Consider the following 20,561-nt stretch of genomic DNA (forward strand, 5'->3'; position numbering starts at 1 on the left):
AATATCGTCATCACTCGGAGAAAAGCCTTTGTGATGGCCCGGAATCTTCCTGTGGACTGTGAGTTTTGTCCGCTACCCACTTATGGTTAAGACGACATTGGAGGTGCCATGACTGTAAAGAATCCAGACCGTGAGGCAATCCGTCACGGCAAAATCACCGAGGAGCCGCTGCGGCAGGCTCCGAAAGTTCCCTCGTGGGCGCTCAAGCTTGGCATGGCCGTCACGGGCCTTATCTTTGGCGGCTTCGTGCTCGTGCACATGGTGGGTAACCTGAAGCTCTTTCTGCCCGATCATGCGGGCGTGCCCGCCATCAACGAGTACGGCGAGTACCTGCGCACGATCGGCGAGCCGATCTTCCCCCGCGAGTCCATCCTGTGGATCTTCCGCATCGTGCTGCTGGCGTCCCTGGTGATTCACATCTACGGGGCCGTCGCGCTGCACGGCCGCTCGCGCCAATCGCGCGGTAAGTTCCGCCGCACCAATCTGCTGGGCGGGATGAACTCCTTTACCACCCGCACCATGCTGGTCACCGGCGCCGTGCTGTTGCTCTTCATCATCTTCCACATCATGGATCTCACCCTGGGCGTGGAGCCGGCCGCCAGCGCGGTCTTCGAGCACGGCGAGGTGCGGGCGAACATCATGGCCAGCTTCAGTCGGTGGCCCGTGGCGATCTTCTACATCCTGAGCATGGTGATCCTCTTCCTGCACCTCTCCCACGGCATCTGGCTGGCGGTCAGCGACCTCGGCATCACCGGGAAGCGCACCCGCTCCGTGCTGCTCTTCGTGGCATACCTGGTGCCGGCCGCGGTCGTGCTCGGCAACATCATCATGCCGCTGTCCGTGGCTGCCGGTTGGATCAGTTAAGGCAAGGAAGAAGGGTGAAAGGATTCAAGATGAGCAACGAAAAGCAGTTCACCGCCCCCGCTTCCTCCGTGGCAGGCGTGACCCTGGGCCGGGTTCTTGACGCCCACGAGCCTCAGGGCGTGCCCACCAAGGACATGTGGGAGTACCAGAAGGACCACATGAACCTGGTCTCCCCGCTCAACCGGCGCAAGTTCACGGTGCTGATCGTGGGCACGGGTCTGTCCGGCGGCGCGGCCGCGGCCGCGCTGGGCGAGCTGGGATATAACGTCAAGGTCTTTACCTACCACGACGCCCCGCGCCGCGCGCACTCCATCGCGGCTCAGGGCGGCGTGAACTCCGCCCGCGGCAAGAAGGTGGACAACGACGGCGCGTACCGCCACGTCAAGGACACGGTCAAGGGCGGCGATTACCGCTGCCGCGAGTCCGACTGCTGGCGTCTGGCCTACGAGTCCGTGCGCGTGATTGACCACATGAATGCCATCGGCGCGCCCTTCGCCCGGGAGTACGGTGGCGCCCTGGCCACTCGCTCCTTCGGCGGCGTGCAGGTCTCTCGCACCTACTACACCCGCGGCCAGACGGGGCAGCAACTTCAGCTCTCCACGGCCTCGGCCCTGCAGCGCCAGATCCACCTGGGTTCCGTGGAGATCTTTACCCACAACGACTTCCAGGACCTTATCGTCACGGAGGAGAACGGCACCAAGCGCGTGCGCGGCCTGGTCACCCGCAACCTCATCACCGGCGAGCTGTCCGCCTTCACCGGCCACGCCGTGGTGCTGGCCACCGGCGGTTACGGCAACGTCTACGGCATGACCACCCTGGCGATCAACTCCAACTCCTCGGCGATGATGCGCGCCTACGAGCACGGTGCGTACATGGCCTCCCCGGCGTTCATTCAGTTCCACCCCACGGGCCTGCCCATCAACGCGGATTGGCAGTCCAAGACGATCCTGATGTCCGAGTCGCTGCGCAACGACGGTCGCGTGTGGTTGCCCAAGGAAAAGGACGACCAGCGCGATCCGAACAGCATCCCGGAGGAGGAGCGCGACTACTTCCTGGAGCGTCGCTACCCGGCCTTCGGCAACCTCGTTCCCCGCGACGTCGCCTCGCGCGCCATCTCGCAGCAGATCAACGCAGGCTACGGCGTGGGGCCGAAGAAGAACTCCGCCTACCTGGACTTCCGGGATGCCTTCGAGCGCCTGGGCCGCGCCACCGTGGACGAGCGCTACTCCAACCTCTTCAAGATGTACGAGGAGGCCATCGGCGAGGACCCGCACCATGCTCCCATGCGCATCGCCCCGACCGTGCACTTCACGATGGGCGGGCTGTGGACGGACTTCAACGAGATGACCTCCATCGACGGCCTCTTCGCCGCCGGCGAGTGCTCTTGGACCTACCACGGCGCCAATCGCCTGGGCGCGAACTCGCTGCTCTCGGCCTCCGTGGACGGCTGGTTCACCATCCCGTTCACGGTGCCCAACTACCTGGCCAACCACCTCAACGAGCCGCTGCTGCCGGAGGACGACGCCGCGGTGACCGAGGCCCTGGACCGCGCCCAGGCCCGCCTGGATCGCCTGATGAATACCCACGGCGAGGATCCGCACGGGCCGGAGTACTACCACAACCAGCTCGGTGAACTGCTGTACAAGGCCTGCGGCGTGGCCCGCAACGTCAAGGACATGAGCGAGGGCATCGAGAAGATCCGCGCCCTGCGCGAGGATTTCTTTGCCAACGTGCGCATCCCCGGCGGCCAGTACGAGATGAACCAGGTGCTGGAGCGCGCCACCCGCGTGGCGGACTACCTCAACCTGGCGGAGCTGATGTGCGTGGACGCCCTCGACCGCGACGAATCCTGCGGCGCACACTACCGCGAGGATCACCTCTCCGAGGAAGGCGAGGCCGAGCGCGACGACGAGAACTGGTGCTTCGTCTCCGCGTGGGAGCCGGACGGGGAGAACCGCTTTATCCGCCATGCCGAACCGCTGTACTTTGAATCGATCCCGCTCCAGACAAGGAACTACAAGTAATGAAGCTTCATCTTGAGATCTGGCGTCAGGCCGGACCGACGACCGACGGCGCCTTCGAGAGCGTCGATGTAGACGATGCCGAGGAGCAAATGTCGATCCTCGAGCTCCTCGACTTCGTCAACGACAAGCTCATCGAGCAGGGCAAGGAACCCTACGCCTTTGCCTCCGACTGCCGCGAGGGCATCTGCGGCACCTGCGGCCTGCTGGTGAACGGCCGCCCACACGGTGCGGCTAAGAACTCCCCGGCCTGTCAGCAGCGTCTGTTTCATTACTCCGATGGCGACACGCTCAAGATCGAGCCGCTGCGCTCCGCCGCCTACCCCGTCATTAAGGACATGGTGGTGGATCGCTCTGCGCTGGATCGCGTGATGCAGCAGGGCGGCTACGTCTCCATCAACGCCGGCACCGCCCCGGACGCCGATACGCTGCACCTTAACCACCAGACGGCGGAGTGGGCGCTCGACCACGCGGCCTGCATCGGTTGCGGCGCGTGCGTGGCGGCCTGCCCGAACGGCGCGGCTCACCTCTTTACCGGGGCCAAGCTGGTGCACCTGTCCAAGCTGCCGCTGGGTGCCGAGGAGCGCGGCAAGCGCGCCCGGAAGATGGTGGATGAGCTGGAGACCAACTTCGGGCACTGCTCCCTCTACGGCGAATGCGCGGACGTGTGCCCGGCGGGTATCCCGCTGACGGCCGTGGCCGCGGTGACCAAGGAGAGGGCGCGAGCTGCTTTCCGCGGTAAGGACGACTAAGCTGATGGCCATTGGACCTGCACGAAAAGAAAGCGAGTAAGGCGCTCATGTCTAACACGCATACCCCGGAAGCCGTGGGGCGCATGCACTACATCGATGGTTACGATCCGGTGAGCTACGAGGCCCCCCATTCCTCCCTCCTGCGCTTCGAGACCTGGGTGGGCATGGGGCTCGTGCTGTCGGCGCTGTGCCCTGCGGGCATCACCATCTTCGCCGTGGCCCTCATGATCTTTGGCAATACCGGGCAGGCGGATATCACCCCGACGATCCTGCTGTGGATTGGCGTGATCCTCACCGTGGCCTTCGTGGCGGCGGGTTCCCTGCTGATTCGCTACGGGCGCCGCTACTACAAGCAGTACGTCAAGGAGACCGGCCGCAAGAACTAATCCGGCCGCCGAAGCGGGTCGCTTTCTCCCCGAATGGGGCGGGGGCGGCCCGTTTTTCTACACTGTCGTGTATGCAACGCAAGATACTGCTCCTGGCCACCGGGCTGATCAGCCTGATCACCGGCGTGACCCTGATCGTCTCCGGGCTCCAGGGCCTATGAGAAAAGACAACACCGAGGCAGGCCGCCCGCGCCACGCCCGGCCGATGCCCGGGCCCAGCCCCGAGGCCGAGGCGAGGCGCCGCCGCGCCCTGCGCGCCCACAAGGCCTTCGTTACCGGACTGCTCGCGGTAGCGGCGCTAATCTTCCTCGGTTGCTCCTGGTGGCAGCACCATCCCGGCGGCGCGCCGGGATGGGTGGGCTACGTGCGGGCGGCGTCGGAGGCCGGCATGGTCGGCGGCCTGGCGGACTGGTTCGCCGTCACCGCGCTGTTTCGGCACCCGATGGGCCTGCCCATCCCGCACACCGCGCTGATCCCCAAGAAGAAGGATCAACTGGGGGATTCGCTGTCCGGCTTCGTGGGGGAGAACTTTCTCAACGCGGAGCTCATCACGGAGAAGGTAGCCACGGCCAACCTCCCCCTTCACGCGGGGCGGTGGCTGGCCGATCCCGCGCACGCGCGGCGCGTTTCCGCCGAGGCCGGGCGGCTGGTGCACAACGCCCTGGTGTCCATCGACCCGCAGGACGCCGAGGCCGTGATCCGCCGCCTCCTGGTGGACAAGGCCGCCGAGCCGCAGTGGGGACCGCCCGTGGGCCGAGCGCTGGAACAGCTCATCGACGATGGCAAGACCGAGCCGCTCATCGACGACGCGATCGCCTGGGCGCACCGCAGGGTGCTCGGCTCCCAGGACCTTATCATCCGCCTGCTCGACGAGCGCAAACCCGCGTGGGCGCCGCGCTTTGTCAATGATCTGGTGGGTGAGAAGATCTACCGCGAGCTGGTCAATTGGACCGCGGACGTGGCCGCCGATCCGCAGCACGAGGCGCGCCGGGCCCTGCGCCGTTTCCTCGGGCAACTGGCGCTGGATCTCCAGCACGACGCGCAGACGATCGAGCGGGTCGAGGGCTGGAAGGCGGAGATCATGGCCTCGCGGCCCGTGACCCAGGCCGCCCCCGCGCTGTGGAGCGCCGCCTCGGCCTCGTTGATCCAGGCGGTCACCGATCCGGATTCCCTGCTGCGCCGCACGGTGGCGGACTACGCCCTGCACTGGGGTCAGCGCCTGGAGGCGGAGCCGGACCTGCGCGCGGAGGTAAATCGCAAGGTGGTCGCCGCCGCGGCTTTCGTGGCTGATCATTACTCGGGCCAGATCACCGCCATCATCTCCGATACCGTGCGGGCTTGGGACGCCCAGGAAGCCAGCGAGAAGATCGAGCTGATGGTGGGCAAGGACCTCCAGTTCATCCGCCTCAACGGCACCCTCGTGGGCGCCCTGGCGGGGTTGGCTATTTACACGGCCTCGCAGCTGCTCTTCGCCTAGGCGCTGCGCGCGTCCGGTTATACTCGGATCCATGAGCTCAGGCAGGAATCGTGTGTCCGAGGTGCTGCGCGCCGGGCGGGAGGCGGTGCGCAGCACCGGCGCAATGATCGGGGAGTTCGGCGGGCATCTGCGCCAGGATGAGGCCCAGGGCCGCCACGCCCTGCGAGGGGAGACCGTGGCGGATCGCCTCCGCGGGGCCGCCCGGGACGTGGCGGATCACCGCAGCGCGGACTCCCTGCGCGCGGGCGCGGGGGCGGTGGCCGACGCCACGGGGGAGGCCCTGGGACTGCTGGTGGACCGCGTGGGCCGGGCCGCGGCCGCCACCCGCCGCTCCGGGGCCACCGAGCGCGCCGGTGTGGCCTTTGCCCGCGTGGGGCGCACCATCGGCGATGCGGCCCGGGGCGCGGCGGACTTCCGCACCCCGGGGGAGGCACCGCGCGATATCATCGACGGTGAGGTGCTCTCGGAGACGATCCATGAGGAGGGGACCCACCGTGACTGAGATGCTGGTCATGATTCTCACGGGCCTCTTCTACCTGCAGGTGGCCCTCTACTGGGTGGCCGCCGCCGCCGGCCTGGTGGGCGTGGTGCTGCTCGCGACCACCCGCGCGGACGCCTTCCCCGCCGCCGACCGCCAGAGCAAATGGACCTGGCTTGCCCTGCTGGCGGCGGCCACCTGCGCCTGCCTGATCGGCCCGAGCTTCGCCTTTATCTCGATCGCCGGCGTGGTGATCGTGGGCTTGTACTGGTGGGATCTGCGCCCGCAGCTGCGCGATCTCCTTGGCGGCCAGCAGGGCGGCTGGTGATGCGGGACCTCACCGGGGCGGCCTCCCGGCGGGCCGTGGAGCAGGCCCTGGCCGAGGGGGAGACCAGCCTTGTGGTGCCGGCCTCCTGGGTACCCGCCGAGGTACCCGAGGGCGTGTCCATGATGGTGGCCTGCGGCTTCCCCACCGGCCGCCACCACCCCCTCATCAAGGCCTCCGAGGCGCGCCTGGGGGTACAAAGCGGCGCCGATGCGGTGCTCATCATCCTCGACGCCGCCGCGGGGGAATACGCCTGGACGACCGATATCGTCACCGCCCGCGAGGCCGTGAGCGAACAGGTGCGCCTGGTCGTGGGCCTGCCTGCCGGGGCCGCTCGCCTACCGGAGATGAAACGCGTGGCCCGCCGCGCCGGGGCGCAGGGTGTGCTGCTGATCGAGGGGGCGGACCCGCGCGGCTACGGGGTGCGCAGCTCGGAGACGTGAACCCCCTCGCCGCTGACCGTGGCGCGCAGCCCTTCCCCGGTGACCTCGGCGTCGGTGATGGATAACCCGCCGGAGGCCAGGAGCTGTTCCTCCACACCCTGCTGGAGCTGCCGGGAGATTTCTTCGGTGGCGGTGGGCGGCAGCTCGAAGCCCAGCACCGTGGTGTTGAGGACCTCGAAGCGGGTGCGCCCCTGTTCTGTGAGGGGGGTGAGATCCAGGCTGCCCGCCCCGCCGCTGAATTCCACGCGGATGGTGCGGGTATCGGGGTACGAGGTCACGCCCGTGACCTGTACCAGTTGGCGCAGGAAGGCGGCGCCGAGGTCGCCGGGCTGCTGCTGGGCGCCCCCGGAGATATTTTGTTGCAGCATCGCCAGCAGGAACTGGTTGCTCAGCTCCGCGGTGGCCTCAAGGTGCCCGGCCACGGGATCGCTGCGATCCGAGATGTCCAGATCCCGCAGCGAAATATCGGCGGCCGGGTTGCCGGTGGCGGCGCCTCCGTCTACGCGCAGAGTGGAGGGGGTGTGCACCGCGACCCGCCCCACCTCGCCGCGCAGCAGGCCGAGCAGCACGGGGGAGGCCCCGAAGGAAACGGACGGGTCCTCGGTCGGTTCCACGCCCTCGGCCTGCGCCTGGGCGCGAAACTCCTCGGTGAGATCCTTTGCGATCACCCAGCGCGCGCCGAATTCCGCGGTCACCAGCAGGAGGGCGAGGACGAGGAGGGTCGAGCTAAAAATCTTGGCCGGTTTTGACATGGGGCCAGTCTACGGGCACTCGGCCAGCCACGGCGGCCCACGGCACCATGAGCACGCTATCGCGCAGCGGACGGCGCTGCCGATCCACGGGCAGTCCCCACTGGAGCAGCAGCTCCTTGGCCTTGCGCCAGCGCACCCGGGGGCCGTAGGGCGCCCACCCCGCGCAGCGATCCCAGGCGGCATCGCAGGCGCCGAGCAGGCCGTGCACCGCCTCGCCGGGCACGTTGCGATGAATAAGGGCCTTGGGCAGACGCTCGGCCACGTCCGAGGGGCGCTCTACGTCGAAGGGATCCCAGGCCAGGGTGAGGCGGCGGGGCCCGTCGCGGTCTAAGACGATCCAGGCGCTGCGCCGTCCCAGTTCGTCGCAGGTGCCCTCCACGAACAGCCCGCCGGGGGCCAGCCGAGAGGTGACGCAGCGCCAGGCCTCGGGCACGTCCGCGACGTCGTACTGCCTTAACACATTGAAGGCCCGCACCAGGTGCGGGCGGTGCCCGGCGAGTTCAAAGCCGCCGAGGCCAAAGGTCACGCCCTCGCGGGGCGGGAGCACGCGGTGGGGATCGATCTCCAGGCCGAGCACGCGCACGTCCGGGCGGGTGCGGCGCAGCCACCGGGCCCACTCCACGGTGGTGGTATGGCTGGCCCCGTAGCCCAGGTCGATGGCCAGGGGCGCGGAGGCACCTCGGAGAACGCGCCGCGCGGGTTCGTGGTGATAGAGCCAGCGATCGCAGCGGCGCAGGCGATCGTGCCCGGTGGTGCCCCGGGTGATCACGCCCACCGGGCCGCGCGCGGGAAAGCGCGTCCGCAGGTTATGGGCGTGATCTGCCATTTAGAGGTTCTCGTTGATCCAGGTGGAGATCAGCTCGCCCTCGTTGTCAAAGATCTCGCCCAGGGCGTCGGCCACCTTGGGCTCGATGGCGCCGCCCATGAACGGGATGTTCACGGACACCTCGTTCTCGTAGTCGAAGGTGGTGGTCTGGTCGTCGCCGGAGATGGTGGCCTCGCCCTTGTAGTCCACGGGGGTGCCCTTGACGTCGGCGGTGTATTCGAGCTCCGCGCGGCCCTCGTTCAGCGGACCCACGGTGACCACGCGCTTGACCTTGAGGGCCTGGGACACCATGGAGCGCACGGCCTCGGGCAGCACGTCGAGCGGCAGCACCTCGAAGAGGGTGGCCTCGCCCCCGCCGTTGTTCTCGGTGAACTCGTGCACCTCGCCGGGCTCGGGGGACAGGCGGGCGACGTCGTAGGCCCAGAAGTCGGCGTTGGTCAGCGCGGCGTGGACCTTTTCCACCGGCTGATTGATCGTTACGGTGTTCTCACTACGAGTAGCCATGACCTAGAGACTACCGTGAGTGGGGTGAGTGATGTAGCCCTGACCCAGCGACTCCATAACGTCCACGGTGCCACCTGCGATGCCTCCTTAAGCCTCGCGGAATTGACCACCCTGCGCCTGGGGGGGCGCCCACGGTTGACGGTGCGCTGCGCCACGGTGGAGGCCGCCGCCGAGGTCGTGCGCGTGCTCGACGAGCACGGCGTGCCGCTGCTCATCGTGGGGGGCGGCTCCAACCTCGTGGTGGCCGACGGCGACCTCGACCTCGTGGTGGTGCTTGTTGAGGACGACGCGATCCGGATCGATCCCGCCACGGGACTCGTGCGCGCCGCCGCTGGGGCAGCCTGGGACGACGTGGTGCGCGCCTCCGTGGAGGCCGGGTTGGGCGGTCTGGAATGCCTCTCCGGTATTCCCGGCAGCGCGGGCGCCACGCCGGTGCAGAACGTAGGGGCCTACGGCGTGGAGGTCGCGGATGTGCTCACGCGCGTGCGCCTGTGGAACCGCCGGGAGGGCAAAGACGAGTGGGTCCCGGCCTCCGACCTGGAGCTGGCCTACCGCTATTCCAACCTGAAGTTCACGCACTGCGCCCTCGTGCTGGAGGTGGAGTTCCGCCTGCACACGGACGGCCTCTCCGCGCCCCTGCGCTTCGGCGCCCTGGCTCGCGAGTTGGGGGCGGGGGAGGCCGGTGAGCGCTTCCCGGCGGCGCGGGTGCGTGATGCCGTGCTCCGAATCCGACGTGGCAAGGCGATGGTGTTGGACGCGGCGGATCACGACACGTGGTCCGCGGGATCTTTTTTTACCAACCCCGTGGTGGATTCTGCGGTGGCGGACGCCGTGCAGGACGCGGTGGGCGGGGAGCCCATGCCGCGCTTTGCCGCCGGGGAAGGAAGGGTGAAGCTCTCGGCAGCGTGGCTGATCGAGCGCGCCGGTTTCCCCCGCGGGTATCCCGGGGAGGGGGCGCCCGTGCGCCTTTCGACGCGCCACACGCTGGCCCTGACGAATCGCGGCGGGGCCAGCACCGAGGATCTGGCGTCCCTGGCGCGTACGGTGATCGCCGGGGTGCGCCGGGAATTCGGGGTGGAGTTGGTACCCGAACCGGTGTGGGTGGGGGCGGCATTATAGCAATACCGTTGTGGGGGGACGGTAATGCCTGTTACCATTTAGCCCATGAAGCTATCTATGCGATCCCTAGTGGCGCCTGCGGCTCTCGCCGGGGCGGCCGCCCTTTCGGTGGGCGTGATCGCCCCGGCCGCCTCCGCGGCCGAGGGGAACACCACGGTGGTGCTGACCTCCTACGGCGCCTTCGCCCGGGATCACAACACCTCCGGCGAGGTGGCACAGAAGGCCAAGGAGGTCCTGGAACAGGACGGCATCACGGTGATCTACCAGGAGATCGCCACCGACTGGAGCACTTTCGCCTCCGATCTGGATTCCCTAGTCGAGGCCAATGATCCCGATGTCGTGATCAGCCTGGGGGAGACCTCTACTATTCCTGCCCCCGCGGTGGAGCTGGTCGGCTACAACGAGCGCTCCGGCGTGGACGCTAACGGCAACGAGGGCACGGGCGCGGTAATCGAGGGCGGCCCCCGCGAGCGCCGCGCCCCCGCGGAGAACAAAGCCGCCCAGCAGGCCGCCAAGAAGGCTGGTTACAAGATCAACCCGAGCTATGACGCCGGACGTTACCTGTGCAACGCCGCGCTGTACACCAACCTCGGTTTCCTGGAGGAGGGCCGCGTGGAGCACGCCGGCTTCGTCCACGTTCCCGTCCGCGCCAAGGGTGCGGCCCAGAACGACAAGGACGGCGAGGCCGTCGCGGAGTTCGTGAAGAACCTGGTGGGATAGTCCTGTGAGCGCACCCTGCGGGTGCGGACATGCGTGCAGCGGGCCCTCCCGGATCGGGAGGGCCCGCTCTTAGCTCCTAATCCCGAATCCCCAGGTGCTCCAGCAGGTCCGCCTGTACCTGGCGGCGGCGAATCTTGCCCATCGGATCCCGCGCCAGCTCCTCGAAGTGATAGAAGGTGCGCGGAACTTTGTACCTGGTCAGGCGCTCGCGCGCGTGCTTCTTGAGCCCCTCGGGGTCCAGCGCCGCGCCGGGGTTGAGGGTGATGCATGCCACCACGGACTCGGAGCCGTCGTGGCGGGGCACGCCCACCACCGCGATATCCGCGACGTCCGGGTGCTTCCGCATCACCTCCTCTACCTCGCTGGGGTAGACGTTGAAGCCGCCGGTGATGATGACCTCCTTGATGCGGGCCACCAGGCGGATGAAGCCGTCCGGCTCCATCACCCCCACGTCCCCGGTGCGGTACCAGCCTTCGTGGAAGGACTTGGCCGTGGCCTCCGGGTTATTCAGATAGCCCTGGAATACCTGGGGGCCGCGTACCAGCACCTCGCCCTCCTCGCCGTCGGGCATGGTGCGGGAGAGGTCCTTGGGGTCGGCGATGCGCACCTCGGTGTCGGGGAAGGGGATGCCCACGTAGCCGGGGCGGCGCTGCGTGGACATGGGGTTGCCCACGATGATGGGCGAGGTTTCGGTCAGGCCGTAGCCTTCCACGAGCAGGCCGCCGGTCATAGATTCCCACCGCTCCACGGTGCTCGTGGGGAGGGTCGAGGCCCCGGAGAAGGAGCTGCGCACCCCCTTGATGGCGATGTCCGCCTCCGCGGCGGCTTCCACGATCTTCTCGTAGAGGGTGGGCACGCCCGGCACCCAGGTGGGGGTGTGCTTCTTCATCACCTCCATGATGAGGGGCACCTGGGGGCTGGGCAGCAGGATCAGCTCGCCGCCGATGAGGAAGGCCAGCGTGGCGTTCATCGTCAGGCCGTAGGCGTGGAACATGGGCAGCGCGGCGAGCATCCGCTCGTCCTGGTCGCCCAGGCCCGGCACCCAGGCGATCCCCTGAAGGATGTTGGCGTAAAGATTGCCGTGGGAAAGCTGCGCGCCCTTGGGCGTCCCGGTGGTGCCGGAGGTGTACAGGATCAAGGCGACGGTGTCCTTGGTGACCGTCTCCAAGGACACCACGTCCGAGCCGTCCCCGCCCAGCTGGGGGGAGAGCAGCATCTCCCAGGGGATCGTGTTGGGGGCCGGGGCCGTCAGCTGCGCGCGGGTCTTTTTGACCTTGGGGATGGGCAGGCGCAGGGCCAGGCGCTTGAGCGTGGGCATGGCGGCCACCATGTTGACAGAGACGATGGTCTCCAGCTCGGTCGTGGCGCGCAGCTTCTCAAAGACCCCGGCGGCCTTATCCCAGGCGATGGCCACGCGCGCCCCGTGATCGCGGAAGGGGTGTTCCAGCTCGTGGGCGGTGTAGAGGGGATTGTGTTCCACCACCACGGCCCCCAGTTTGAGGATGGCGTAGAAGATCACGATGTGTTGGGGGCAGTTGGGCAGCGCCACGGCCACTTTATCGCCGGGGCGTACCCCCAGGGCGCGCAGCCCGGCGGCGGCCGCGCGCACCTGCTCGTCCACGTCCGCGAAGCTCTGGCTGCGGCCGAAGAACCAGGTGGCGGGCTTATCTGGCTTGGTGGCCAGGGTGTGATCGTAGATATCGAGCAGGGTGGTGTCCCCGTAGTCCAGGTGGTGAGGCGTCCACTCCGGGTAGTGCTTGAGCCACGCGTGTTCCTCTGCGGCAGACATCGGTCTCCCTTCCTGCATCACCGTGCGGCGTGCGTTGGGCAACAGTCAGTTTCCTGCGCTTGACTATACGCGCCGCCCGGCGGCGAGGCGCGCGGCGTCGGCGGCCAAGGTCGTAGCATGGGGCCTCATGCGCATCGCCATGATCTCCATGCACACCTCGCCCCTGCAGCAACCGGGTTCCGGAGACGCCGGTGGCATGAACGTCTACGTTCTTTCCACCGCCACCCAGTTGGCGCGCCTGGGCATCGAGGTGGACGTGTACACCCGCGCCACCCGCCCCAGCCAGGGCGAGGTGGTGGAATTGGCGCCGCGGCTGCGCGTGATCAACATCGTGGCGGGGCCCTACGAGGGCCTGGCCAAGGAGGAGCTGCCCACCCAGCTGGCGGCCTTCGCCGGCGGCATGCTCCAATTCGCCCGCTGCCACGGCCTGGCGTACGACCTCGTGCATTCCCACTATTGGCTCTCCGGTCAGGTGGGCTGGCTGGTGCGCGACCTCTGGCAGGTGCCGCTGGTGCATACCGCCCACACGCTGGCGGCGGTCAAAAACCTGCACCGAGCCGCCCACGACTCCGCGGAGACGGAGGCCCGCCGCATCTGCGAGCAGCAGTTGGTGGACAACGCGGATGCGCTGGTGGTCAACACCAAGGAGGAGCGCGCCGACCTGGTGGCGCACTACGATGCCCCCTCCCGGCGCATCGAGGTCGTCTCCCCGGGGGCCGATATCGAGTTATTTACCCCCGGCACCGATCGCAGCACCGAGCGCTCTCGCCGCGAACTCGGCGTGCCATTGCATGCCAAGGTCATCGCCTTCGTGGGCAGGCTCCAGGAATTCAAGGGACCTCAGGTGCTCATCCGGGCCGTGGCCCACCTGCTGGAGCGCGAACCCGAGCGCAACCTCCGGGTGCTCGTCTGCGGCGGGGCCTCCGGGGCCGAGGCCACGGCCTCGCGCTACCGCGACCTGGCCCACGAGCTGGGCGTGGCCCACCGGGTGCGCTTCCTGGAACCGCGACCCCCGCAGGAGTTGGTGACGGTCTATCAGGCCGCCGACGTGGTGGCCGTGCCCAGCTATAACGAGTCCTTTGGCCTGGTGGCGCTGGAGGCCCAGGCCACCGGAACTTCGGTGGTGGCGGCCCGCGTCGGGGGGTTGCCCATCGCCGTGGCCGAGGGCACCACCGGCCTGCTCGTGGACGGCCACGATCCCGCCGACTGGGCCCGGGCCCTGGGCGATCTGCTCGATGACGATGCGACGCGGATCCGCATGGGGGAACGCGCCGTAGGGCACGCCGCGGCCTTTTCCTGGGCGGCCACCGCGCGGCGGCTCCGGGAGGTCTATGCCGAGGCGGTGGCCGCCCCGGGGGAGGACTGCCGGGCGCGGCGCGCCTCCGGGCTGTAAGAGGGCGCGGCGTGCGGCGTCGGGCGGGATCGGGAGGATTATGGAATGCTGGAGGGTATGAGTAACGGAAAGTTGATCCTGCTGCGTCACGGCCAGAGCGAGTGGAACGCCTCCAACCAGTTCACCGGGTGGGTGGACGTGAACCTCACGGACAAGGGGGAGGCCGAGGCGCGCCGAGGTGGCGAGCTCATCAAGGAATCCGGCCTTGAGCCCCAGGTGCTCTACACCTCCCTGCTGCGCCGCGCGATCCGTACCGCCAACATCGCCCTGGACGCGGCGGATCGCCTGTGGATCCCCGTGCAGCGCGACTGGCGTCTCAACGAGCGCCACTACGGCGCGCTCCAGGGCCTGAACAAGGCGGAGACCCGCGAGAAGTACGGCGACGAGCAGTTCATGGAGTGGCGTCGCTCCTACGGCACCCCGCCGCCGGAGCTGGACGAGGGCTCCGAGTACTCCCAGGCCGCCGATCCCCGCTACGCCGACCTGCCCCAGGTGCCCGCCACGGAGTGCCTCAAGGACGTGGTGGAGCGCCTGGTTCCGTACTTCGAGGAAGAGATCCTGCCGCGCGTGCGCCGCGGCGAGGTGGTCATGGTGGCCGCCCACGGTAACTCCCTGCGCGCGCTGGTGAAGTACCTCGACAAGATCTCGGACGCGGACATCGCCGAGCTGAACATTCCCACGGGCATCCCGCTGGTCTACGAGATCGACGCCGAGGGCACCGTGCTCAACCCCGGCGGCACCTACCTTGACCCGGAGGCGGCCGCCGCCGGCGCGGCCGCCGTGGCCTCCCAGGGCGCCCAGAAGTAACCTCGCCGCGCCACGGTGTCCTGGTCGCTCGTCGCCGCCTTCGGCCTGGGAGCCGCCCTCGCCGGGGGCCTGTCCCGGTTCTCCGCCCGCCTGCGCGCCACCGCGCGGCGCCACCGGGAGGCGGCCACGTTGGAGGAAAACCGGGTGACCACCATCGGCCAGGTGCTGCACCTGGCCGTACAGGGCTCGCCCACGGGCCTGGTGGTCATCGATCACGACGGCGAGGTTTTGCTGTCGAATGCCTGGGGCCACGAGATGGGCCTGGTGCACGACCGCACGCTCAACCCCCAGGTATGGGAGGCGGCCCAGCGCGCGCACGAGGACAAGGAAACCCATGTGCTCAGCCTGGTCACCGCGGAGCGGCGCACCGGCTCCCGGGTGACCAACGTGCGGGCGGTGGTCAAGCCGCTCACGCTCATCGACGATCGCTTCGTGATCGTGTACAGCACCGATGAGTCCGAGTACGTGCGGATGGAATCCGCTCGCCGCGATTTTGTGGCCAACGTCTCCCACGAGCTGAAGACCCCGGTCGGGGGCATGGCCCTGCTGGCCGAGGCGCTGGTGGAATCCGCCGACGATCCCGAGCAGGTGGATTACTTCGGCACCCGCCTGCGCAAGGAGGCGCTGCGGATGTCCGACCTCATCAATGAGCTCATTTCCCTGTCCAAGCTCCAGGGCGCCGAGGCCCTGCCGGAGATGGAGCCGGTGGCCGTGGACGAGGTCATCGCCGAGGCGATGGCCCGCAACCAGGTGGCCGCCGAGGGCCACGGCATCCCGCTGCTGTGCGGGGCGGCCTCCGGGCTCTGGGTGCACGGCAATAAGTCCCTGCTGGTGACCGCCGTGTCCAATCTGGTGAGCAACGCCATCAACTATTCGGGCGCGGGCGCGCCGGTTTCCCTCTCCCAGCGGGTGGTGTCCGGCGCGGCCGTGCAGATCCGGGTGACCGACCGGGGCATCGGCATCGCCCCGGAGGATCGGGAGCGGGTGTTCGAGCGCTTCTTCCGGGTGGACAAGGCCCGCTCGCGCTCCACGGGGGGAACGGGCCTGGGATTGGCCATAGTCAAGCACGTGGTGGCAAACCACGGCGGTACCATCAACGTGTGGTCGAAGCCGGGCGTCGGCTCGACCTTCACCATCGAACTTCCGATCCAGCCCCCGGAGCGCGAGGATCCCTCGCCCGCCCCGGGCAACGACGATGCGACCGAACCGCCCCCGCTCAGGGCGGTATCGCGCGTGACGAACCGGCGAAAGGATACCCCTGCGTGACCACCGTTTTGATCGTGGAAGATGAAGAATCACTGTCCGACCCCCTTGCCTTCCTCCTGCGCAAGGAGGGCTTTGACACCATCATCGCCGACGACGGCCCCACGGCTCTGGTGGAATTCGGCCGCACCGAGGTAGACATCGTGCTGCTCGACCTCATGCTGCCGGGGATGCCCGGCACCGACGTCTGCCGCGAACTGCGCGCCCTCTCCAACGTGCCGATCATCATGGTCACCGCCCGCGACGCCGAGATCGACAAGGTGGTGGGCCTGGAACTCGGTGCCGACGACTACGTGACCAAGCCCTACTCCTCGCGCGAACTCATCGCCCGCATTCGGGCGGTGCTGCGTCGCCACGAAGCAACCGATCCGCACGCGGGTGACGCGGGAAACTCGGAAGAACCCCTCGGGGAGGTGTTGCGCGCCGGGGCGGTGCGCATGGACGTGGAGCGCCATACCGTGCGCGTGGCGGGCCAGGAGGTGGCCATGCCGCTGAAGGAATTCGAGCTTTTGGAGTTTTTTCTGCGCAACTCTGGACGCGTGCTCACCCGAGGCCAGCTCATCGACCGGGTGTGGGGGGCCAACTACGTGGGGGACACCAAGACCTTGGACGTGCACGTCAAGCGGTTGCGTGCCAAGATCGAGGAGGAACCCTCCCGGCCCACCCGCCTGGTCACCGTGCGGGGGCTGGGGTACAAGCTGGAGCGGTAGGGGGTAACAGGGGGAGGTATGATGGTGGGTGGTATAGCAGGCGGGTAGAATACCGGGAGAACAGCGTTCTTTGGCCTGTCGGGGGGCTTTGCGCCAATGAGGAGGGGGTGGTGTGGTGAAGGGATTTAAAGTACCTCGCTGGCTTTACTTTCTTGTCTCTATTATCCTTTTCTGTTTTATCTTTCTTCTCCTTATTCTCGATGTGGGAACACTGGTAAATAAAGGAAAGCTTGCCGTGAGTGCGGTCATGGTAGTGGTGGCGGTACTTACGATATGGCAAAAGATACTCTCGGATGAACGCTCCGAATGGTGGCGGAGATTTGAGTGGGCGGTCAAACAGGAGAACGAGCCTACGCCGGACTGGCTCCTTCTCGCTCAGGTCTATGATGGATTGCTTCGGGAACGGAAGTGGCCGAGGGTGGATGCGGATTTTTACGGTTGCCTGGCTGATCACGGACTGCGGTGCTAGCTGGAGTTTTATGCGCGCAATGGTGTCTGAAGAGTGCGCTTGCGGCGGTTGGCAGCGGCCCCCGAAGGAAGCGCGTCCTTCCTCTTGACGCGGGTGAGGATAGGATGAGGGCGATGGCGGTAAGGAGGTGAGCTGTTATGGATGTTCGCCGCGATAGCGCAGAGGTGTTCTCTGGCGATGAGACGCAGATTGCTGCGTCTCTCCAGGGATGGATGGACGTATACGATGAACTCGATCGGCAAAAGAAGCCTGGTTTTATGTGGAGCGATATTTTTGGTTTCAGCTTAAGGCGCAGAACAGTGAAGAACTACGGTGGGAATCTCCTCAGCTGATCCGGTCTGGTCAGTGCCAGGAGCGATAAAAAGTCGAAAAATCTACCCAAGCGCCTCCCGGGTCGCCGGGTGTACCGGCAGCAGCCCTGCGGGTACCCGCGCCCGGGCTCGCAGGTGGGCGGCCAGCACCTCGTAGGGGGCGTCGCCCATCAAGGTGCGCAGCTCCGCCTCCTGGCTGATCCACACGGGGGTGGCGGCGGTGTGGCAGCCGGGGGCGCTGGAGCAGTACCATTCGAAGTCCTCCCCGCCGTTGCCCCAGCCGCGCCGGTCGTATTCCCCGATGGTGGTGCGCAGGATCTCCGCGCCGTCGGCGCGCTCCTCCCATTCCTCGGTGCGCCGCAGGGGCAGCTGCCAGCACACCTCGGGCTTGTCCACGGTGAGGTCGCGGCCCTCGGCCACGCACCACTGGTGGAGGGCGCAGCCGGGGCCGGTGGGCCAGCCGCGCCGGTTGGCAAAGATGCAGGCGCCGTCCACCACCTTGGTTTTGAGCGCGGGCTCGGGGTTGCCCTCCTCGTCGTCGAGCTCGTCCCACACCAGCCACGGTTCCAGGTCCTCCGGCTCGCCGTGGGTGAGGTAGGCGTCCGTCTCCGCGGGCCGCAGCTGCCAGTAGCGGGCGGGCAGGGCGGCCGCGGCGTCGTAGAGCTGGTCGCGGTCGGTCTCGTCGGAGAGGAAGGCGCCGTGGTGGCAGCAGCCGACGTCGGGTAGCGCTGCGTTGATCCCGCGGCAGGCGCTGGTGCCAAAGGTGCACTGCCAGCGCGATTCCATCCAAGTGAGATCCACGCTAAAGACGTGGTGGGGGTTATCCGGGTGGGTGAATTCCAGCCACTCCCGGGGGAAGTCCGGGGCCGTTTCCACGCCGCTGGCCACGGCCTTTCCCGCGGGGGAGGAGGCGGGGAAGCCGAGAAAAACCTGGGTGGATTGTGGGTGATTCACACCTGATGAGGGTAGACCGTCTACCCTATAGGTGTGCGATTAGGTGTATTGGATGTGGGCAGCAACACTGTTCATTTGGTGGCGGTGGATGCGCGGCCCGGCGGCCGACCCACTCCGATGAGCGACTGGAAGACCACGATCAAACTCGTGGAGCTTCTCGACGCTCGCGGGGCGATCCACGACAAAGGCGTCAAGAAGCTCACCAAGGCGGTGAGCGAGTCCGCTGACCTGGCCCGGCAGCTGGGGTGCGAGGAACTGATCGCCTTTGCCACCTCCGCGGTGCGCTCCGCGACGAACTCGGAGGACGTGCTCGCCCACGTCTACAAGGAAACCGGCGTGCGCCTGGAGGTGCTCTCCGGGGAGGACGAGGCGAGGCTGACCTTCCTGGCGGTGCGCCGCTGGCACGGCTGGTCTGCCGGACGGATCACCAACCTGGACATCGGCGGCGGCTCCCTAGAGATCTCCACCGGGGCCGACGAACAGCCCGACGCGGCTTTTTCGCTCAACCTCGGAGCGGGTAGATTGACCCACGAGTGGTTTGACACCGACCCGCCCGAGCGGAAAAAGATCAACCTGCTGCGCGACTTCATCGACGCCGAGCTGGTGGAGCCAGCCCGCCAGGTACGTAGTTTTGGCCCCGCCCGCCTCGCCGTGGGTACCTCCAAGACGTTTCGTACCCTGGCCCGGCTCACGGGCGCGGCGCCGTCGGCGGAGGGCCCCTACGTGACGCGCACGCTCACCGCCCCCGGCCTGCGCCAACTGATCGCCTTTATCTCCCGGATGACGGCCTCGGATCGCGCGGAGCTGGAGGGTGTGAGCTCGGATAGATCGCACCAGATCGTGGCGGGCGCGCTCGTGGCCGAGGCCGCCATGCGCGCCCTGGGGTTGGAAAAGATCGATATCTGTCCGTGGGCGCTGCGCGAGGGCGTTATCCTACAGCGGATAGATAAGGGATTGGAACGAGGAGAGGAAGCACGATGAGTGACGAGGAGAAGCAACTCACCGTTGCCGAGCTGTTAGAGCGCGCCCAGGCGAACCGCGGCGGTAACAAGCGCTCCGCCGGGCGACGCCACCGCCGCAGCCTGGAGGACGGCGGCATCTCTGTGGCCGAACTCACCGGCTCCCTCTCCCGGGTCAAGGACAAGCCCGCCGAGTCCCGCCACTCCGCGGTGCCCATCGATACCCCGGAGTCCGAGCGTCGCCCCCGTCAGCCCTCCACTCCGGCCGCCACCGCCCCCTCGGTGGCGGGGCTTAACCCCACCCCGGTCAAGGGCGCCACGGCCGCCCCGTGGGGCAAGCCCGACCAGGCGGGCAAGGCCGCCCCCTCCCCGCGCCCGGCGGGATCGGCCGGGCCGCGCACCCCCGCGGCCACGAACCCCGTCAAGCCCGCCCCCGCCTCCCAACCCAGGGCGCAGAAGCCGGCCGGCACCCAGGACGGGCCTGCCGCCCCGCAGGGCGCTCCTCGCGGTGGCACCCCCGCCGGGTGGGGCTCGGCATCCACACCGCGCCCCCAGCACCCGACGACCGGCGCGCAGCCCGCGAAGCCGCAGGGTAGCGCCGCGCAACCGGCGACGGCGCCAGGCAAGGCCGCCTGGCCCATCCCCGTATCCGCGCGCCGGGCGGCCTCCGCCTCTGCGCCAAAGAAACCCCAGGCGGCTGCCGCGCAGGGTGCCGGTGCGCGCGCGGCCGCCGCGGAGCCCTCCGCCGAGGAAACCGCCGTGATGTCCCCCGTGGGGAGCGCGGCGAAGAAGCAGACCCCCGCGCCGCGGAGCGCGGCCACCGCGCAGGCGCGCGATGCCGAGGAGACCGGGCGGATCCCGCGCGTGAGCGAGAAGAACTCCGGGCCCTCCGAGAAGAAGCCGCAGAAGCCCGGCGAGGGCGCGAAGAAGAAGCGCCCGCCGGAGCCGCACACCGGCGCCGGATCGGCGGTGCTGCTGGCCGTGATGGGCGTGGTGCTCGGCGCCCTGGTGTTCATTGGCTTCGACCAGCTGTGGTCCTCCGGACTCAGCCGCATCCTGGTGGGGATGCTGGCCCTGGCCGTCATCGGCGTCATGGTGGGCGTGGTGCACGCCCTGCGCACCGCCCGCGACGGCGTCTCGATGAGCCTGGCGGCCGTGGTGGGCTTCCTCATGACCTTCGGCCCCCACATCCCGGACATGTTCTAGGCGGCCCCGTCGCCCCCTCGGCGTGCACCCGGG

General features: G+C 68.2%; 23 protein-coding genes. 18 read left to right on the forward strand and 5 right to left on the reverse strand.

Annotated elements, in window-relative coordinates; translation table 11 throughout:
• Positions 1-108: 108 nt before the first annotated feature.
• From H7347_RS08935 to H7347_RS08970, 8 genes are all read left to right on the forward strand, one after another.
• Entirely contained in the window at positions 109-864 is a 756-nt protein-coding gene (locus tag H7347_RS08935) for a succinate dehydrogenase cytochrome b subunit (RefSeq protein ID WP_152823172.1), read from the forward strand.
• Positions 865-893: 29 nt separating this feature from the next.
• Positions 894-2,888: a fumarate reductase/succinate dehydrogenase flavoprotein subunit gene (locus H7347_RS08940; protein ID WP_152823173.1), complete on the forward strand. Its 1,995-nt coding sequence runs from the start codon at positions 894-896 to the stop codon at positions 2,886-2,888.
• Positions 2,888-3,637 carry a succinate dehydrogenase/fumarate reductase iron-sulfur subunit gene (locus tag H7347_RS08945; RefSeq protein WP_152823174.1) on the forward strand — a complete coding sequence of 250 codons (750 nt, stop codon included), beginning with the start codon at positions 2,888-2,890 and terminating at the stop codon, positions 3,635-3,637. Before H7347_RS08940 ends, H7347_RS08945 begins: the two co-directional genes overlap by 1 nt.
• A gap of 47 nt (positions 3,638-3,684) precedes the next feature.
• Positions 3,685-4,023, forward strand: a complete 339-nt coding sequence (locus tag H7347_RS08950; protein ID WP_152823175.1) for a hypothetical protein — start codon at positions 3,685-3,687, stop codon at positions 4,021-4,023.
• Between the two features lie 157 nt (positions 4,024-4,180).
• Entirely contained in the window at positions 4,181-5,500 is a 1,320-nt protein-coding gene (locus H7347_RS08955) for a DUF445 domain-containing protein (RefSeq protein ID WP_186337433.1), read from the forward strand.
• A gap of 31 nt (positions 5,501-5,531) precedes the next feature.
• Positions 5,532-6,002, forward strand: coding sequence for a hypothetical protein (locus H7347_RS08960; protein ID WP_152823176.1), 471 nt, complete (start codon positions 5,532-5,534; stop codon positions 6,000-6,002).
• A gap of 1 nt (position 6,003) precedes the next feature.
• A complete protein-coding gene (locus H7347_RS08965; RefSeq protein WP_227659108.1) occupies positions 6,004-6,306 on the forward strand; it encodes a DUF2516 family protein in 303 nt (100 codons plus the stop codon).
• Positions 6,306-6,746 carry a hypothetical protein gene (locus H7347_RS08970; protein WP_152823177.1) on the forward strand — a complete coding sequence of 147 codons (441 nt, stop codon included), beginning with the start codon at positions 6,306-6,308 and terminating at the stop codon, positions 6,744-6,746. The genes H7347_RS08965 and H7347_RS08970 overlap by 1 nt, the downstream gene beginning before the upstream one ends.
• Here the strand turns inward: H7347_RS08970 and H7347_RS08975 are convergent.
• From H7347_RS08975 to H7347_RS08985, 3 genes are read right to left on the reverse strand one after another with little or no spacing between them, the layout of a single operon-like run.
• Positions 6,719-7,498 carry a DUF2993 domain-containing protein gene (locus H7347_RS08975; protein ID WP_152823178.1) on the reverse strand — a complete coding sequence of 260 codons (780 nt, stop codon included), beginning with the start codon at positions 7,496-7,498 and terminating at the stop codon, positions 6,719-6,721. The genes H7347_RS08970 and H7347_RS08975 overlap by 28 nt on opposite strands.
• A complete protein-coding gene (locus tag H7347_RS08980; RefSeq protein ID WP_152823179.1) occupies positions 7,473-8,324 on the reverse strand; it encodes a class I SAM-dependent methyltransferase in 852 nt (283 codons plus the stop codon). Before H7347_RS08980 ends, H7347_RS08975 begins: the two co-directional genes overlap by 26 nt.
• The gene (locus H7347_RS08985; protein ID WP_152823180.1) at positions 8,325-8,828 is read right to left on the reverse strand and encodes a DUF2505 domain-containing protein; all 504 of its coding nucleotides are present in this window, start codon (positions 8,826-8,828) and stop codon (positions 8,325-8,327) included. It lies immediately after the preceding gene.
• A 24-nt stretch (positions 8,829-8,852) separates the two neighbouring features.
• Between H7347_RS08985 and H7347_RS08990 the strand changes: the two genes are divergently transcribed.
• On the forward strand, positions 8,853-9,947 hold the full coding sequence (locus H7347_RS08990; protein WP_186337434.1) for a UDP-N-acetylmuramate dehydrogenase: 1,095 nt from the start codon (positions 8,853-8,855) through the stop codon (positions 9,945-9,947).
• 45 nt (positions 9,948-9,992) lie between these two features.
• Entirely contained in the window at positions 9,993-10,667 is a 675-nt protein-coding gene (locus tag H7347_RS08995) for a hypothetical protein (RefSeq protein ID WP_152823181.1), read from the forward strand.
• A 76-nt stretch (positions 10,668-10,743) separates the two neighbouring features.
• On the opposite strand, the gene H7347_RS09000 is transcribed toward H7347_RS08995, so the two are convergent.
• Complete coding sequence (locus H7347_RS09000; protein ID WP_152823182.1) at positions 10,744-12,456, reverse strand: long-chain-fatty-acid--CoA ligase; 1,713 nt, start codon at positions 12,454-12,456, stop codon at positions 10,744-10,746.
• A gap of 127 nt (positions 12,457-12,583) precedes the next feature.
• Here H7347_RS09000 and mshA point away from each other — a divergent pair, with 127 nt between their 5' ends.
• The 6 genes from mshA to H7347_RS09030 all read left to right on the forward strand — a co-directional run bounded on the left by mshA (position 12,584) and on the right by H7347_RS09030 (position 17,430).
• Positions 12,584-13,849 (forward strand): D-inositol-3-phosphate glycosyltransferase, encoded by a 1,266-nt coding sequence (mshA, locus tag H7347_RS09005; RefSeq protein WP_152823183.1) that lies wholly within the window; start codon positions 12,584-12,586, stop codon positions 13,847-13,849.
• A gap of 57 nt (positions 13,850-13,906) precedes the next feature.
• The gene (locus H7347_RS09010; protein ID WP_152823184.1) at positions 13,907-14,656 is read left to right on the forward strand and encodes a phosphoglyceromutase; all 750 of its coding nucleotides are present in this window, start codon (positions 13,907-13,909) and stop codon (positions 14,654-14,656) included.
• A gap of 15 nt (positions 14,657-14,671) precedes the next feature.
• Positions 14,672-15,922: an ATP-binding protein gene (locus H7347_RS09015; RefSeq protein WP_186337435.1), complete on the forward strand. Its 1,251-nt coding sequence runs from the start codon at positions 14,672-14,674 to the stop codon at positions 15,920-15,922.
• A complete protein-coding gene (locus H7347_RS09020; protein ID WP_186337436.1) occupies positions 15,919-16,629 on the forward strand; it encodes a response regulator transcription factor in 711 nt (236 codons plus the stop codon). The genes H7347_RS09015 and H7347_RS09020 overlap by 4 nt, the downstream gene beginning before the upstream one ends.
• Before the next feature lie 112 nt (positions 16,630-16,741).
• Positions 16,742-17,098: a hypothetical protein gene (locus tag H7347_RS09025; protein WP_152823185.1), complete on the forward strand. Its 357-nt coding sequence runs from the start codon at positions 16,742-16,744 to the stop codon at positions 17,096-17,098.
• Between the two features lie 137 nt (positions 17,099-17,235).
• Positions 17,236-17,430 carry a hypothetical protein gene (locus H7347_RS09030; RefSeq protein ID WP_152823186.1) on the forward strand — a complete coding sequence of 65 codons (195 nt, stop codon included), beginning with the start codon at positions 17,236-17,238 and terminating at the stop codon, positions 17,428-17,430.
• A gap of 42 nt (positions 17,431-17,472) precedes the next feature.
• On the opposite strand, the gene H7347_RS09035 is transcribed toward H7347_RS09030, so the two are convergent.
• Positions 17,473-18,363: a hypothetical protein gene (locus H7347_RS09035; RefSeq protein ID WP_186337437.1), complete on the reverse strand. Its 891-nt coding sequence runs from the start codon at positions 18,361-18,363 to the stop codon at positions 17,473-17,475.
• A gap of 33 nt (positions 18,364-18,396) precedes the next feature.
• Here H7347_RS09035 and H7347_RS09040 point away from each other — a divergent pair, with 33 nt between their 5' ends.
• Positions 18,397-19,344: a Ppx/GppA phosphatase family protein gene (locus H7347_RS09040; protein WP_186337438.1), complete on the forward strand. Its 948-nt coding sequence runs from the start codon at positions 18,397-18,399 to the stop codon at positions 19,342-19,344.
• Positions 19,341-20,528, forward strand: a complete 1,188-nt coding sequence (locus H7347_RS09045; RefSeq protein WP_186337439.1) for a hypothetical protein — start codon at positions 19,341-19,343, stop codon at positions 20,526-20,528. The genes H7347_RS09040 and H7347_RS09045 overlap by 4 nt, the downstream gene beginning before the upstream one ends.
• Positions 20,529-20,561: the final 33 nt, after the last annotated feature.

Source organism: Corynebacterium sp. zg-331, assembly GCF_014267345.1.
Taxonomy (GTDB): domain Bacteria; phylum Actinomycetota; class Actinomycetes; order Mycobacteriales; family Mycobacteriaceae; genus Corynebacterium.